Here is a 15,083-nt window from a genome sequence, read left to right as displayed (position 1 = left end):
CTAGTCGCTTTCTGCGTCATCGACGTCGCGGGCAAGTTCACGGGCCGCGGCGTTGAAGGTATCGAGAACAGAGAGCAGCGCTTCTTGGGCATTAATCACGCCCACGTTAAGCGCGTGGAAGAGCTGGTCCTCGTTCAGGCCCGCCGTGGTGACGAAGCAAGAGTCACCGCGCAGCTCCACCTCATCCTCGACCAGCCCGACGAGCGCGCGCCCATCGAATGCGCCTGCATTGAACTCATTGCACAGGACGTGGAAGATGGGGAGCATGTCGGCGTTGAGCTGCGTGGAGAGCACGCACTCGATGCGCACAAGGCCCTCTTCCGCAGTGATGACCCAATCAAGATCGTTGAGGCGGGCAACTGCGGTAGTCGCATCCTCCGGGTGCGCGGTGGCCGCCATGTCCAGTTCGGTGCTGTTCAGCGCGGTGAGCACGCGATCCCGGCTCACGGTGGGCAGCGGCGAGCCGGACAGGATATCGAAAGGATCAGAACCTACGGATGCATTCTGGTTCGTTGTCGAGTTTTGGCTCATGCTTGCTCCTTCTTATCCCAGGTGACTGCCTGCGGGAAGCGCTGCGCCACGATATCGAAGATTTCCGCGAAGCTGGACAGGGAACTCAACAAGAAGTGGCCCAGCTGGGCCAAGGAGAGGCCTTCGCCCACAGCCATGGCGCGGTTAGCACCTAGGTGGATTTCCTCGTTTCCCTTTGCATCCTCTTCCACGAGATAACTCAACGTCGGTGCAACGCTAGCCCAGTTCAGCTCCGCCACGGCGGCGGCCACGTCGTGCTCCAAGTGTGCGGGAAGCGTGCCTTCCCAGGAAGCGAAGGCGCTCAACACGTCACCCTCGGCGTCAAGGTCACAGTGCACCGCGATATGGGGCACACCGGTTTGCAGCACGCGCCGCGCGGCCGGGGAGTTGTCGGCGGCCGCGTCCTCGTCGGCTTCAGGTGCTGCCTCGATGAGGGCATAGTCGGCGTCGATAAGCTCGCACAACTGCGCCAGCCGGTCGATGGTGACCGGCTCAACCACGTGGAGATCGGTCACTGCTGTTCACCCTGGGCGGCCTCGGATCCTTCTCCCGCCTGCGCGGCGGATTCCGAACCGAGCTTGGCCATTTCCTCGGCGGCGGCGACCATAGCGTTCTGCGCGTTGATGACACCATCCACGGAGGCGCGCAGTGCGGCTGCCAACTGTTCGTCATTCATACCGGCCGCACACGGAAGGTCGGCCTCAGTGCGCACGAGGAGCATGCCGTCGAAGTCCGCGATCACCGCGCGGGCTCCCATGGCCACGGAGTTGATCTGGTTGGCCGCCAGGAAAAGGCCTGCATCAGCCTTGGCGTAGTTGACGTCCGTCGGCACATCACAGCGCACGATGGCAACGCTCTCCAACACGGCGAACATGCAGGGCAGACCGTTGAGGTTTGCAGTGGCGGCATCGTCGCGGCCGGTGACTGGCTCGAGTTCGATGTCGAAGGTCTTCATCGCCTCGATGATGCGGTCGAGGGTGACCTCCGGCAGTGCGTGCGGGTCTTCGGCGGCGGTGGTTGTCGGATTAGTCATGGTTGTGCTCCTTCCAGGTAACGAGCTGCGGGTACTGCTGTTCAATCCACTCGAAGGACTGCAACACGGCATCCAAGGTAGACATGACGAACGCGCCAAGCTGGTTGCGGGAGGCGCCATGTGTCACGTCGAGATCACGCGCACCAGACACCGCCAAGGCGTTATCGGGCGCCTCGAAGAAGCGGAAAGTCGGGGTGAAATGGTCCTGGTTCCACGCGTTGATGTGCATGAGGAGCGCAGGTCCCTCGGAGGCGGGGACCGAGCCGCGCCACACGGAATCGACGATGAGTGAGGAGCCAACGAGCTGGAAGGCTATGGCGGCGTTGGAGAAACCGGTGCGCAAAAGGTTGACCGTCTGGCCGTCCTGGGTCTTTTGCTCTTCGATGCGGTACTCCAAGTTCTCTGACTCAAAGATCTCCGCGATGCGCTCGAGGGTGACCTCCTCGATGGGGGTGTCGGGCTGCAGCTGGCGCTGCTGCGCGTCGTCGTGATTAGTGGTGTCCGTCAATTCTTCTACTCACTTTGCTACTTGCTACATATTTCTTAATCTTTTCCGGCCCCGACACTACCGGAGCCGTCCTCCTCGGGTGCGCAGGTGGGGGCATCGACGAGCTGTTCGCCGCCGAGTTCGTGGGCAAGCGCTGGTTTTAGCTCTGGGTAGCGGAAGACGTGGCCCAGATTCTCCAGCCGGCTGGGCACCACCTTCTGGTTAGCCAGTGCGAGCTCGCGTGCGCCTTCCTTACCCAGCAGAAGGGCGGGCCCGATGCTGGGAATGGGCATAAAAGTGGGGCGGTGGAGCAGTGCGCCGAGGGCGTCGACGTAGTCTCGGTTGAGCACCGGCTGCGGGGAGACCGCGTTGATCGCGCCCTGCGACTCTGGGTCGAGCGCGGCGCGGACAAACATGTCTGAAAGATCGTCCTGTGCAACCCAGCTATTCCACATGGTGCCCTTGCCGAACGTGCCGCCGAGTCCAGTAGAAAACAGTGCACGCAGCAGCGGGAGGATACCCGCGTTGGCTGATTGCACTATGCCGGTGCGCAGGTTCACCACGCGCTTTCCCGCCTCGCGCGCCGGCGCGCAGGCCTCCTCCCACGCCCCCACGACGTCGGCGAGGAAACCATCTCCACGTTCCGATTCTTCGGTGAGATCCTCGTCGCCCCGGTCCGGACCGTAGATGCCGATGGCGGAGGCGCAGACCATCGCTGACACGGACGGTGTCTGGGCTACAAGCTGGGCCAACAGGTGAGTGGGGCCCACGCGCGAATCCCGGATCGCCTCCTTGTGAGCGGAATTAAAACGACCGAAGATTGGCTCCCCGGCTAGGTGGATGAGAACATCGATTCCCTCTAACAAATCCTTGGCGGGAATGTTTGGGCGCCACAAGCGTTCGCCGGCACCCGGGGAGGAGCGCACTAAAGGAACGACGGTATGGCCCAAGGTGCCAAGTTGGGCGGCCACAGCAGCGCCAACCGTCCCGTGCGTTCCCGTAATCGCTATTGTGCGGGGCTCGGCGTTGAGCTCACCGAGCCGTTGGGCAAAGCGAAAGTCTTCGATGAGCTGTTGCTGGCGGTAGGCAAAGACCGACTCCACCGCACCCGTGGGAATGCGTGTGTCCACCTTGTCGGTGATGAGTGTGCCTTCCGGGTGATCCTCAAAGAGGTGTTCATGGCGCCAGTTGGCCAGCGAACGGAAGGGGGCGTTGATGCACACATCCGCAAAGGAACGCCGCGGCTGGTACCTACTCAAATCATGCCGGGCAACCCATTTCAGGCCGCCAGGCAAGCTCAAGACCGATGTTCCGTCTGCCAGTGACTCTGCCTGCTGCAGGGGAGACATGAATCCAAATGGCGCGGTGAGGCGGGCGAGCGCCCCGGGGCGGGTGTGCCATTGCCATACCTCTTCGCGCGGGGCTGGAACAACGTGCTGGGTAGTAAAACTCACTGTCTATGGACCTGCCTGAGAAAATTCGGGGGTGCGAGGGCGTATACAGCACGGATGAAGAGTGCTATGGTTGGTGCTGGCTTTCAAGCATAGACAAGTCCTATTAACCATTGTCCGACATCCTTTAAAGACCGCACCGTGAGGCGGGGAAGGAGGTCACGATGAGTGAAACCGGCACCCACGCGGAGTCCAACGAGCTGCTGAGCTCGAAAGACGTCGCGCGTACTGTCGCACGCATCGCGCACCAGATCATTGAGAAAACGGCGCTTGATTCGAGTGAATCTCCTCGAGTCCTGCTCTTAGGCATTCCCTCTGGTGGCGTGCCTTTGGCGCAGCGCCTTGCCGAAAAGATTGAGGAATTCTCCGGGGTGGAGGTTCCCTGGGGCTCCCTTGACATCACGTTGTACCGCGACGATCTATATGCCCGCCCGCACCGGGCATTGCAGCCCACCACAGTCCCAGCCGGTGGTATCAACGGCGCCACGGTCATCCTTGTTGATGATGTGCTGTATTCCGGCCGCACCATCCGCGCTGCGTTAGATGCCCTGGCAGATATCGGGCGCCCCGACATCATCCAACTTGCCGTCCTCGTGGACCGCGGACACCGCCAGGTTCCCATCCGTGCTGATTACGTGGGCAAGAACATCCCCACCGCACGCGACGAGGACGTCACCGTATACAACGCCGACATCGATGGCCGGGACGCCGTCGTTCTTACCCGCTTCACTGCACAGCCCGGCAAGGAGGCATAAATGAAGCACCTCATCAATATCGCCGACCACAGCGCCGAGGAAATCCTTGGGCTCATGGATGAGGCCGACCGTTTCCGGGAAGCCTTGGACGGCCGCGAAGTCAAGAAGCTGCCGACCCTGCGCGGGCGAACCGTGTTTACGTTGTTCTATGAGAACTCCACCCGTACTCGTTCCTCCTTTGAAACGGCGGGAAAGTGGATGTCGGCGGATGTCATCAACCTGTCTGCCTCGACTTCCTCGGTGAAGAAGGGCGAGTCCCTCAAGGACACTGGGCTGACGCTGACCTCCATCGGCGCCGATGCCATCATCATCCGCCATCCTTCCTCCGGCGCGGCGCAGCAGCTGGCCGGTTGGGTAGCACCGAGAGGACAGGGATCGAGCGTGATTAACGCCGGCGATGGTGCCCACCAGCACCCCACGCAGGCGCTTCTCGACGCCGTCACGATGCGCCAGCGGCTACACCTTGGTACGGATCGCTCCGCCTCTGGCACCGGCTTCGAGGGCCTGAACGTCACCATCGTCGGTGACTGCCTGCACTCCCGCGTCGTGCGCTCCAACGTGGACCTGCTGTCGACGTTGGGCGCTGAGGTTACGCTTGTCGCTCCGCCGACGCTGCTGCCCTTTGGCGTCGACACCTGGCCGGTACGCGTCTCCCATGACTTCGACTCCGAGGTGGCCAAGGCTGATGTCGTCATGATGCTGCGCGTCCAAGCAGAGCGTATGAACGGCGGCTTCTTCCCCTCGCACCGCGAGTATGCAGCTCTTTACGGGATGTCCAAGGACCGCGCTGCTGCCATGAAGAAGGACGCCATCATCATGCACCCGGGCCCCATGGTCCGCGGCATGGAAATCAACTATGCGGTGGCTGACTATGACAACACCGCAGTGCTCCAGCAGGTCCACAACGGTGTCCACGTGCGCATGGCCACCCTCTTTACGCTGCTCACCAACGGCGAGAACGCCGGTATCTAAAACGAGTTATCTCATAAAACAACGAGGAGAGCTTTTCAGAAACCATGACTAATTATCCAGACACCGGCGTGCTCTCTGCTCCTGCGGCGGGCACCTTGCTCATCACCAATGTTCGCCCCTATGGGGAAGGGGAACCCACTAACATCCTGATCAAGGATGGCTTCATCGAGGCGATCGGTGCCGCCGATATCACCCCAGCGGAAGGCGTCGACCGCACCATCGACGGGGGCGGCAACGTGCTGCTGCCGGGCCTGGTGGACATGCACGTCCACCTGCGTGAGCCAGGCCGCGAGGACACCGAGACCATCGAGACCGGTTCGCGGGCCGCCGCCAAGGGCGGGTTTACTGCCGTGTTCACCATGGCGAATACCTCCCCGGTCACGGACCAGCCGATCATCGCGGAGTCCGTTTGGGCCAAGGGCCAGGCACGCGGTTTGTGCGACGTCCATCCGGTTGGCTCCATCACGAAGGGCTTGGAGGGTAAAACGCTGACCGAGTTCGGCATGATGGCCCGCTCGGATGCCAAGGTGCGCATGTTCTCCGACGACGGCAAGTGTGTTCAAGACCCGCAGCTCATGCGCCGTGCCTTGGAATACGCCAAGGGGCTCGACGTCCTGCTGGCCCAGCACGCAGAGGATCACCGTATGACCGAAGGCGCGAGTGCCCATGAGGGCGAGGTTGCCGCCCGCCTGGGTCTGCGCGGCTGGCCGCGCGTGGCTGAGGAATCGATCGTGGCGCGCGACGCACTGCTCGCGCGTGACTACGGCAACCGCATGCACATCTGCCACGCTTCGACGAAGGGCACAGTCGAGCTGCTCAAGTGGGCTAAGGAGCAGGGGATTCCGCTGACCGCTGAGGTGACCCCGCACCACCTGCTGCTGACCGATGACAAGCTGGTGACCTATGACGGCGTCTTCCGCGTCAACCCGCCGCTGCGCGAGGAATTCGACACCCTGGTCCTGCGCCAGGCATTGCTCGACGGGCTTATCGACGTCGTGGCAACGGACCACGCCCCGCACGGCAGCGAAGACAAGTGTGTCGAATTCGAGCACGCCAAGCCGGGCATGTTGGGACTTGAAACCTCCCTGGCGGTCATCGCCAAGCTCTTTGTCGCCACCGGTCTGGCGGATTGGCGCTTCGTTGCTCGCGTCATGTCGGAGCGTCCGGCGGAGATTACCCGCCTGCCCGGCCATGGTCGCCCGATTGCGGTCGGCGAGCCGGCCAACCTCACCATCGTTGATCCGGAACATGAGTGGGTATCAGATTCCACTCGCCTGGCCTCGAAGTCGGAGAACAACCCCTATGAGGGGGAGGAGTTTGGCGCGCGCGTTACCTACACCATCCTGCGCGGCGCGGTGACCTACGACCGCTCTGCTGAAAGTGGTGACGAGGCAGACGAATAATCGGGATAATCGAGAGTCAGAGTTGCTCAACCCGAGTACCCAACGCTCATAGCCAACACAACCAACCCTTCACCGACAAATTCACTGAAAGGTTTAACGCACAGTGACTTCCACTAGCACCACTCCCGCCATCTTGGTCCTCGCCGATGGCCGCACTTTCCGTGGCTTCGGCTTCGGTGCCACGGGCACAACCCTGGGCGAGGCCGTCTTTACTACCGCCATGACTGGCTACCAAGAGACCATGACTGACCCGTCTTATCACCGTCAGATCGTCGTGGCCTCCGCGCCCCAGATTGGTAACACCGGCTGGAACGATGAGGACAGCGAGTCCCACGGCGACCAGATTTGGGTTGCCGGCCTGGTTATCCGTGACCTTGCCCGCCGTGTTTCCAACTGGCGCGCCGCCCGTTCCCTGCCGGAGGAGATGGAGAAGCAGGGAATCATCGGCATCGGCGGAATTGATACCCGTACCCTGGTGCGTCACCTGCGTAACCACGGTTCCATCAAGGCCGGTATCTTCTCCGGCGAGGCAGCTGAGCGGGACGTCGAGGAGCTCATCGCTGAGGTCAAGAATCAGCCATCCATGGCAGGTCTTGACCTGTCCGAAGAAGTCTCGACCGATGAGGTCTACACCTTCCCAGCTGTAGGGGAGAAGCGCTTCACCGTCGTGGCCTATGACATGGGTGTTAAGACCGCAACCCCGAAGAATTTCGCCGAGCGCGGCATCGAGACCATCGTGGTTCCAGCCAACACCCCCTTCGAGAAGATCAAGCAGTACAACCCGGATGGCGTGTTTGTCTCCAACGGTCCGGGCGACCCGGCTACCGCCGATACCATGGTGGGCATCGTGCGCGATATCCTTGCTGCCAAGTACCCCTTCTTTGGCATCTGCTTTGGCAACCAAATCCTCGGCCGCGCGCTGGGTATGGACACCTACAAGCTGAAGTTCGGCCACCGCGGCATCAACGTCCCGGTGCGCAACCAGCTCACCGGCAAGATCGACATCACCTCCCAGAACCACGGCTTCGCCCTGGCCAGCCCTTCGGGCAAGGAGAACCCGGCGGGCGAGGAGTTCGATACTGACTTCGGCCCGGCAGTTGTGTCCCACACCTGCCTCAACGACAACACCATCGAGGGCGTAGCGCTCAAGAACGGCATGGCCTACTCCGTGCAGTACCACCCCGAGTCCGCCGCCGGTCCGCACGATGCTAACCCGCTCTTTGACCAGTTCATCGAGCTCATGACTGAGAAGTCCCCGAACAAGTAGAACGCAACCAGGAAGAGGAAGAAGAAACTAATGCCAAAGCGCAACGACATCAATCACGTCCTGGTTATCGGCTCCGGCCCGATCGTTATTGGCCAGGCCTGTGAGTTCGATTACTCCGGCACCCAGGCCTGCCGCGTGCTCAAGGAGGAAGGCCTGCGCGTCACGCTGGTCAATTCCAACCCGGCAACGATTATGACCGACCCGGAGTTCGCAGACCACACCTACGTGGAACCCATCGAACCCGAGTTCATCGAGAAGATCTTCCAGAAGGAAAAAGAAGAGGGCAATCCTATCGACGCCGTCCTGGCAACCCTCGGTGGCCAGACCGCCCTCAACGCCGCCGTACAGCTGGACCGCCTGGGCATCCTGAAGAAGTACGATATCGAGCTCATCGGTGCCGATATCGACGCCATCGAGCGCGGCGAGGACCGCCAGAAGTTCAAGGACATCGTGGCCTCCATCGGCGGCGAATCCGCGCGCTCCCGCGTGTGCCACACCATGGAAGAGGTCCACGAGACCGTCGCCGAGCTCGGCCTCCCGGTCGTTGTACGCCCATCGTTTACGATGGGCGGTCTGGGCTCTGGTCTGGCCTTCAACGAGGAGGACCTCGACCGTATCGCCGGCGGCGGCCTGGCCGCCTCGCCGGAAGCGAACGTCCTCATCGAGGAGTCCATCCTGGGCTGGAAGGAGTTCGAGCTCGAGCTCATGCGCGATGGTGACGATAACGTCGTGGTCATCGCCTCCATCGAGAACGTCGACGCCCTTGGCGTCCACACCGGTGACTCCGTCACCGTGGCCCCGGCCTTGACCTTGACTGACCGCGAGTACCAGAAGATGCGCGACCAGGGTATCGCCATCATCCGCGAGGTCGGCGTCGACACCGGCGGCTGCAATATCCAGTTCGCTGTAAACCCGGATGACGGCCGCATCATCACCATCGAGATGAATCCGCGTGTGTCCCGCTCTTCGGCGCTGGCCTCCAAGGCCACCGGCTTCCCGATTGCCAAGCTGGCCGCCAAGCTGGCTATCGGCTACACCCTGGACGAGGTGCGCAACGACATCACCGGCGTGACCCCGGCCGCCTTCGAGCCCACGCTGGACTACGTCATCGTCAAGGCCCCTCGCTTTGCCTTCGAGAAGTTCCCGGGCGCCGATGACACCCTGACCACCACGATGAAGTCTGTGGGCGAGGCCATGGGCATTGGCCGCAACTACATCTCCGGCCTCAATAAGGTCATGCGCTCGCTGGAAGGCAAGCCTTCTGGCTTCTGGACCAAGCCGGATGAGTACTTCGCCGGTGAGCGCGCCACCGACCTCGACGCCGTGCTCAAGGATCTAGAGCGCCCGACCGAGGGCCGTATGTACGACATCGAGCTGGCGCTGCGTTTGGGTGCTACCGTTGAGCAGCTCCACGAGCACTCCCACCTGGACCCGTGGTTCTTGGCGGAGCTCGAAGCACTCGTGCAGTTCCGCGAGGAGCTCGAGAACGCCCCAGTGCTCGACGCGCAGTTGTTGCGCCGCGCCAAGGTCTTTGGCCTCTCAGATGCCCAGATTGCCGCGCTTCGTCCGGAGTTCGCCGGTGAGGATGGCGTGCGTTCCCTGCGCTGGTCCCTGGGTATTCGCCCGGTCTACAAGACCGTTGATACCTGTGCGGGCGAGTTCGAGGCTCAAACCCCTTACCACTACAGCACCTACGAGATGGATCCGAACGCGGAATCCGAGGTTCGAGCCAGCTCCGAAAAGACCAAGGGCAAGGTCATCATCTTGGGCTCCGGCCCGAACCGCATCGGTCAAGGCATTGAGTTTGACTACTCCTGCGTGCATGCCGCGCTGGAGCTCTCCCGCGAGGGCTATGAGACGGTCATGGTCAACTGCAACCCGGAGACCGTATCGACGGACTACGACACTGCAGACCGCCTCTACTTCGAGCCCTTGACCTTCGAAGATGTCATGGAGGTCTACCACGCAGAGGCCGCCTGTGGTGAGGTTGCCGGTGTCATCGTCCAGCTGGGCGGGCAGACTCCGTTGGGCTTGGCCGAGCGCCTGACCGCCGCGGGCGTTCCGGTCGTCGGAACCTCTGCCGCCGCCATCGACCTGGCGGAAGACCGCGGCGAGTTCGGTAAGGTGCTTGCCGCTGCCGAGCTTCCAGCACCGGACTTCGGTACCGCCACCTCCTTCGATGAGGCCCGCGAGGTCGCCGCGAGCATCGGCTACCCAGTGCTGGTCCGCCCGTCCTACGTGCTGGGCGGCCGCGGCATGGAGATTGTCTATGACGAAGACTCCCTGCGTGACTACATCGAGCGCGCCACCGAGATCACCTCGGATCACCCGGTGTTGGTGGACCGCTTCCTCGACAACGCCATCGAGATCGACGTCGATGCGCTGTGCGACGGCGAGGAGGTCTACCTCGGCGGAGTCATGGAGCACATCGAGGAGGCGGGTATCCACTCCGGCGACTCCTCTTGCGCCTTGCCGCCGATGACCCTCGGCCCGGAGGATATTGAAAAGGTGCGGGAGTCGACGCGTCGTCTAGCGCACGGTATCGGCGTCAAGGGCCTGATGAATGTCCAGTACGCGCTTAAGGACGACACCCTCTACGTCATTGAGGCCAACCCGCGCGCGTCTCGCACGGTGCCGTTCGTGTCCAAGGCCACCGGTGTACCGATGGCTAAGGCCGCAGCGCGCGTCATGCTCGGCGCGTCCATCGCGCAGCTCAAGGATGAGGGAATCATCCCGTCCACCTATGACGGCGGCTCCCTGCCCATTGAGCACCCGATTGCGGTTAAGGAAGCCGTGCTGCCGTTCAACCGCTTCCGCCGCCCGGACGGTCAGCTGCTTGACACGCTGCTCTCTCCGGAGATGAAGTCCACCGGTGAGGTCATGGGCTTGGCCGACAACTTCGGCGCAGCCTATGCCAAAGGTGAGATGGCCGCCTTCGGCGAGCTGCCGACGGAGGGCACGGTCTTCGTGTCCGTGGCCAACCGCGACAAGCGCACGCTGATCTTCCCGATTCAGCGCCTTGCCTACATGGGCTACACCATCGTCGCCACGGCAGGCACCGCGCAGATGCTGCGCCGCAATGGCGTGGAGTGCGAGGTGGCAGTCAAGGTCTCCGAGGCTGAAGAGGGACAAGAGTCCATCGTCGACGCCATCCTGGCCGGCAAGGTCGACCTCATCCTCAACACCCCGGCCGGTTCCGCCGGTGCACGCCACGACGGCTATGACATTCGCGCCGCGGCAGTATCTGTCGGGGTTCCGCTGGTGACGACCGTCCAGGGCGTTACCGCGGCGGTGCAGGGCATCGAGGCACTGCGTCAGGGAGATCTTAAGGTTCGCGCGCTGCAGGAGCTTAAGCATGCCCCAGCTAACTAATACGGCACCTACCTTTGGCGATCGCCTTGTCGCCGCGGGTAGGCAACGAGGGCGTCTGTGCGTAGGCATTGACCCACACCCACACCTCCTGGAGGCGTGGGGCCTGTCAGTCGATGTCGACGGACTGCGCACCTTTAGTATGCGTTGCGTCGAGGCATTCGCCGACACGGCAGCTGTAGTCAAGCCGCAAGTGGCGTTCTTTGAGCGCTGTGGTTCGCGCGGATTCGCCGTCCTCGAAGAGGTTCTGGCAGCACTGCGCGAGCAAAGCTGCCTGAGTCTGGCCGATGCTAAACGCGGCGATATCGGCTCCACCATGGCGGGTTATGCCGAGGCCTGGCTGGGGGAGGACTCGCCGTTGCGCGCGGACGCGGTGACGGTATCGCCTTACCTCGGCGTGGGAGCGTTGAGTCCTGTCTTCGATATTGCGGAAAAGACCGGTGCTGGTGTCTTCGTCCTTGCGGCGACCTCCAATCCGGAGGCCGTAGCGTTGCAATCGCTGAGCGTCGATGGCCGCAGCGTTGCGCAGCGCGTCGTTGATGAGCTCGGACAGCGTAATGCCGCGGCAATGGCCACGGATGACGCTGTGGGAGCGCTCGGAGTGGTTGTCGGTGCGACACTCGACGCGCCGCCGGTATTAGACCTTTTACATGGTCCGGTTCTTCTTCCGGGCGTGGGCGCGCAGGGCGCGACTCCAGCTGATGTTAGGCAACTCACCTCCGCGGCACCCGAGCTGGGCTTTGCCAACGTCTCTCGAGCCATCCTTTCGGCAGGTCCAGACGTTGCTGACCTGCGCAAAGCCGTAATTGATACGGCTGCTGAATTCCGAGACTAAAGAGCTCGGTCTCAAACGGCGCGCTGGATTAACAGGCGCGCCGTTTACCTGGTATTTTGTTTAAGGCATGTGCGTTGACGTGCAGGAACCTTTAATAGAAAGGGGCCGGGTTACGTCATCGCGTACAGACCAGTGCTAGGATTGCCAGAAGTCGGTTCGCGGCGGTAGCAAAAGCTACCCCGCGCTGGGGAAATCTCCCCACCGTGAGCCGAGATTCTGGTGTTAGCCATCAGATGACAATGTTCGTACTAATGAAATCGGAGGAAACCCGTGGCCCTTCCCAAGTTGACAGATGAGCAGCGCAAAGAAGCTCTCGCAAAGGCCGCTGAGGCTCGCAAGGCTCGCGCTGAGCTCAAGGCTGCGCTGAAGCGCGGCGAGACCAACCTGCAGGAAGTTCTGGAGAAGGCCGAGACCGATGAGATCATCGGTAAGACCAAGGTCTCCGCGCTTCTCGAGGCTCTGCCGAAGGTTGGCAAGGTCAAGGCTAAGGAAATCATGGAGGACCTGGAGATTGCTCAGACCCGCCGCCTGCGTGGCCTGGGTGACCGTCAGCGCCGCGCCCTGCTCGAGCGTTTCGGCTACGGCGAGTAATTAGCGCAATGGCTGACGAAACTGCACGCGGGCGCCTGGTCGTTCTGGCCGGGCCGTCCGCTGTGGGTAAGTCCACTGTGGTTTCGCGCCTGCGCGATGATGTAGACAACCTTTACTTCAGCGTCTCGATGACGACGCGCCAACCCCGCCCCGGCGAGTCTGATGGGGTGGACTACTTCTTTGTCTCCCCGGAGGCTTTCCAGGAACACATTGACGCCGGAGACATGCTCGAATGGGCAGAGATCCACGGTGGTTTGCAGCGTTCTGGTACGCCGGCTCAACCCGTTAGGGAAGCGATGTTGGCTGGTCGCCCAGTGTTGGTGGAGGTTGATCTTGCAGGCGCCCGCAACGTGAAGGCGGCGATGCCGGAGGCGGAAACCGTGTTTCTGGCCCCACCGTCCTGGGAGGTTTTGGTGGAGCGCCTGACTGGGCGCGGTACCGAGCCACAGGATGTGATTGACCGCCGTTTGCACACCGCAGAAACGGAACTTGCCGCGCAAAAAGAGTTCGACCACATCGTTGTCAATGACAATCTCGATGAGGCCGTTGCTGCAATTAGTGCTATCCTGCGTGGATAGACCACGATTTTGACCATCTACCAACAGTAAAGGTGCATGTGACCAACGTGACCACACCTGCCAATTCTGAGGCCGCAAAGCCGGAGCCAGTATTCGATCCGCCGACGGGTATCACTGACCCGCCTATCGATGAGCTGCTGGGCAAGGTCTCGTCTAAGTACGCCCTGGTGATCTTCGCCGCTAAGCGCGCACGTCAGATCAACAGCTACTACAAGGAACAGGACGAAGGCGTCTTCGAGTTCGTCGGACCGCTGGTGACCCCGGAGCCGGGCGAGAAGCCGCTGTCCATCGCACTGCGCGAGATCGACGCCGGCCTGCTGGACCACGAGGAAGGCAACTAGCCTTCGCCCCGTGAAGGCAGCAGCCTAGCGCGTATTCCGAAATAGACCCACCCTAGTGTCGCTTGAGGCGCTTGGGTGGGTTTGTTGTGTCTTGGGTACTATCGTCCGAGTGAAGGATGTACAGCAAACCCCAGATAGTCCAGAGAGCAGCACTGCCTCGGCTCCCGCAGAGGCGGCTTCACCGGGTGCAGGCGGAACCACGCAGCCGCGTCGCATCCTTGTCGGTGTGGCTGGCGGAATCGCCGCCTATAAAGCGTGTCATCTGATTCGGGACTTCACGGAGCACGGCGATGATGTCCGCGTGATTCCTACAGAAGCCGCGTTAAATTTCGTCGGTGCAGCCACCTTCGAGGCCCTGTCAGGGCATCCGGTCTCGACTACCGTTTTCGATGCTGTTGATGAGGTGCAGCATGTCGCGCTGGGGCAGCAGGCCGATGCCGTCGTCATCGCCCCAGCTACCGCTGACTTGATCGCTCGGCTGGCTTGTGGCCGCGCCGATGATCTGCTGAGCGCCTCTGTGCTGGTTGCTACGTGTCCTGTCATCATTGCCCCAGCTATGCACACGGAGATGTGGCTCAATCCCGCGACGCAAGACAACGTGGCGACATTGCGTCGTCGCGGCGTTATCGTGATGGGACCGGCCCATGGGCGGCTCACCGGCGTTGATTCCGGCGCAGGCCGCTTGCCGGAACCGGGGCAGATAGCGGAGTTTGCCCGCACGATTATGGCTGGCCACCGCGTAGATCATGATTGGCACGGGCTAAAGGTCGTGATTTCTGCCGGGGGAACGCAGGAGAACTTAGATCCGGTGCGGTATCTGGGCAATCGTTCCTCTGGTCGACAGGGCTTTGCCTTGGGAGAAGTAGCCGCGCAGCGCGGTGCAGATGTAACTATCGTTGCCGGGAATACTGACGCGCTTCCGATTCCATCAGGCGCCTCCGTTGTGCGGGTGACTTCTACGCGCGATATGCACAAGGCAATCAACGCTGAAGCAGTGGATGCGGATATCGTCATCATGGCTGCAGCTGTTTCAGACTATCGGCCGGCTTCCGTCGCGGACTCCAAGATGAAGAAGGGGGCCGCTGACGAGGACTTAGCTCATCTCGAGCTGGTGGAAAACCCGGATATCCTCAAGGGGTTGGTCGAACGCCGCGAGAATGGGGACTTGAAGCGCGATGCCATCATCGTCGGTTTTGCAGCGGAGACCGGGGATGCACACACGACCGTGCTCGAGTACGCCCAGCAAAAATTCTTGAAGAAGGGGTGCGATGTACTCATGGCCAACGAGGTTGGGGAGGGCAAGGTCTTCGGACAGCCAACGAGTGCAGGGTGGATCCTTCGGAAGGGTGCTGATCCGGTGGAGGTTGAACCGGGGTCGAAACAGGTTGTAGCCGCCCAAATACTTAACGTGGTGAATGAAATTCTGGAAAGGTAGCGCTCGTTCTTGCAGCTGTAGACCGCTTGGTCTAC

The 15,083-nt window shown here is 61.8% G+C and carries 15 protein-coding genes; 10 read left to right on the top strand and 5 right to left on the bottom strand.

The features are described from left to right. The 5 genes from HMPREF2792_RS08910 to HMPREF2792_RS08890 are packed head-to-tail and all read right to left on the bottom strand — an operon-like array spanning position 1 to position 3,505. A complete protein-coding gene (locus tag HMPREF2792_RS08910; RefSeq protein ID WP_070532986.1) occupies positions 1 to 531 on the bottom strand; it encodes a hypothetical protein in 531 nt (176 codons plus the stop codon). Further along, positions 528 to 1,046, bottom strand: a complete 519-nt coding sequence (locus HMPREF2792_RS08905; protein WP_070532984.1) for a hypothetical protein — start codon at positions 1,044 to 1,046, stop codon at positions 528 to 530. Before HMPREF2792_RS08905 ends, HMPREF2792_RS08910 begins: the two co-directional genes overlap by 4 nt. Then, complete coding sequence (locus HMPREF2792_RS08900) at positions 1,043 to 1,564, bottom strand: YbjN domain-containing protein (protein WP_070532982.1); 522 nt, start codon at positions 1,562 to 1,564, stop codon at positions 1,043 to 1,045. Before HMPREF2792_RS08900 ends, HMPREF2792_RS08905 begins: the two co-directional genes overlap by 4 nt. Then, a complete protein-coding gene (locus tag HMPREF2792_RS08895) occupies positions 1,557 to 2,072 on the bottom strand; it encodes a YbjN domain-containing protein (RefSeq protein WP_070532981.1) in 516 nt (171 codons plus the stop codon). The genes HMPREF2792_RS08900 and HMPREF2792_RS08895 overlap by 8 nt, the downstream gene beginning before the upstream one ends. A gap of 35 nt (positions 2,073 to 2,107) precedes the next feature. Next, positions 2,108 to 3,505, bottom strand: coding sequence for a TIGR01777 family oxidoreductase (locus HMPREF2792_RS08890; RefSeq protein WP_070532980.1), 1,398 nt, complete (start codon positions 3,503 to 3,505; stop codon positions 2,108 to 2,110). A 161-nt stretch (positions 3,506 to 3,666) separates the two neighbouring features. Between HMPREF2792_RS08890 and pyrR the strand changes: the two genes are divergently transcribed. The 10 genes from pyrR to coaBC all read left to right on the top strand — a co-directional run bounded on the left by pyrR (position 3,667) and on the right by coaBC (position 15,048). After that, positions 3,667 to 4,257, top strand: a complete 591-nt coding sequence (pyrR, locus tag HMPREF2792_RS08885) for a bifunctional pyr operon transcriptional regulator/uracil phosphoribosyltransferase PyrR (protein WP_070532978.1) — start codon at positions 3,667 to 3,669, stop codon at positions 4,255 to 4,257. Further along, positions 4,258 to 5,229: an aspartate carbamoyltransferase catalytic subunit gene (locus HMPREF2792_RS08880; protein ID WP_070532976.1), complete on the top strand. Its 972-nt coding sequence runs from the start codon at positions 4,258 to 4,260 to the stop codon at positions 5,227 to 5,229. It begins immediately after the preceding gene. A gap of 44 nt (positions 5,230 to 5,273) precedes the next feature. Further along, positions 5,274 to 6,632: a dihydroorotase gene (locus HMPREF2792_RS08875; protein ID WP_070532975.1), complete on the top strand. Its 1,359-nt coding sequence runs from the start codon at positions 5,274 to 5,276 to the stop codon at positions 6,630 to 6,632. Positions 6,633 to 6,735: 103 nt separating this feature from the next. Then, complete coding sequence (gene carA, locus HMPREF2792_RS08870; RefSeq protein WP_070524331.1) at positions 6,736 to 7,899, top strand: glutamine-hydrolyzing carbamoyl-phosphate synthase small subunit; 1,164 nt, start codon at positions 6,736 to 6,738, stop codon at positions 7,897 to 7,899. A 30-nt stretch (positions 7,900 to 7,929) separates the two neighbouring features. Continuing rightward, entirely contained in the window at positions 7,930 to 11,271 is a 3,342-nt protein-coding gene (gene carB / locus HMPREF2792_RS08865) for a carbamoyl-phosphate synthase large subunit (RefSeq protein ID WP_070532973.1), read from the top strand. Then, a complete protein-coding gene (gene pyrF, locus HMPREF2792_RS08860) occupies positions 11,255 to 12,103 on the top strand; it encodes an orotidine-5'-phosphate decarboxylase (RefSeq protein WP_070532971.1) in 849 nt (282 codons plus the stop codon). The genes carB and pyrF overlap by 17 nt, the downstream gene beginning before the upstream one ends. A 270-nt stretch (positions 12,104 to 12,373) precedes the next feature. Next, the gene (mihF, locus tag HMPREF2792_RS08855) at positions 12,374 to 12,694 is read left to right on the top strand and encodes an integration host factor, actinobacterial type (protein WP_010186801.1); all 321 of its coding nucleotides are present in this window, start codon (positions 12,374 to 12,376) and stop codon (positions 12,692 to 12,694) included. Positions 12,695 to 12,702: 8 nt separating this feature from the next. After that, positions 12,703 to 13,272, top strand: coding sequence for a guanylate kinase (gene gmk, locus HMPREF2792_RS08850; protein ID WP_070524324.1), 570 nt, complete (start codon positions 12,703 to 12,705; stop codon positions 13,270 to 13,272). Between the two features lie 38 nt (positions 13,273 to 13,310). Then, entirely contained in the window at positions 13,311 to 13,613 is a 303-nt protein-coding gene (gene rpoZ / locus HMPREF2792_RS08845) for a DNA-directed RNA polymerase subunit omega (protein WP_070524322.1), read from the top strand. 214 nt (positions 13,614 to 13,827) lie between these two features. Beyond that, entirely contained in the window at positions 13,828 to 15,048 is a 1,221-nt protein-coding gene (gene coaBC / locus HMPREF2792_RS08840; RefSeq protein WP_070533083.1) for a bifunctional phosphopantothenoylcysteine decarboxylase/phosphopantothenate--cysteine ligase CoaBC, read from the top strand. Positions 15,049 to 15,083: the final 35 nt, after the last annotated feature.

This window comes from Corynebacterium sp. HMSC068H04, from assembly GCF_001811255.1.
Classification (GTDB): domain Bacteria; phylum Actinomycetota; class Actinomycetes; order Mycobacteriales; family Mycobacteriaceae; genus Corynebacterium; species Corynebacterium hesseae.
Note: the sequence above shows the minus strand (reverse complement) of the source record. Positions and strands in the feature narration are given on the sequence as shown.

Excerpts from the sequence above, each read along its gene's own strand:
- HMPREF2792_RS08910 (WP_070532986.1), bottom strand. The coding sequence starts at position 531 with ATGAGCCAAAACTCGACAACGAACCAGAATGCATCCGTAGGTTCTGAT.
- HMPREF2792_RS08900 (WP_070532982.1), bottom strand. The coding sequence starts at position 1,564 with ATGACTAATCCGACAACCACCGCCGCCGAAGACCCGCACGCACTGCCG.
- pyrR (WP_070532978.1), top strand. The coding sequence starts at position 3,667 with ATGAGTGAAACCGGCACCCACGCGGAGTCCAACGAGCTGCTGAGCTCG.
- HMPREF2792_RS08880 (WP_070532976.1), top strand. The coding sequence starts at position 4,258 with ATGAAGCACCTCATCAATATCGCCGACCACAGCGCCGAGGAAATCCTT.
- HMPREF2792_RS08875 (WP_070532975.1), top strand. The coding sequence starts at position 5,274 with ATGACTAATTATCCAGACACCGGCGTGCTCTCTGCTCCTGCGGCGGGC.
- carB (WP_070532973.1), top strand. The coding sequence starts at position 7,930 with ATGCCAAAGCGCAACGACATCAATCACGTCCTGGTTATCGGCTCCGGC.
- pyrF (WP_070532971.1), top strand. The coding sequence starts at position 11,255 with ATGCCCCAGCTAACTAATACGGCACCTACCTTTGGCGATCGCCTTGTC.
- gmk (WP_070524324.1), top strand. The coding sequence starts at position 12,703 with ATGGCTGACGAAACTGCACGCGGGCGCCTGGTCGTTCTGGCCGGGCCG.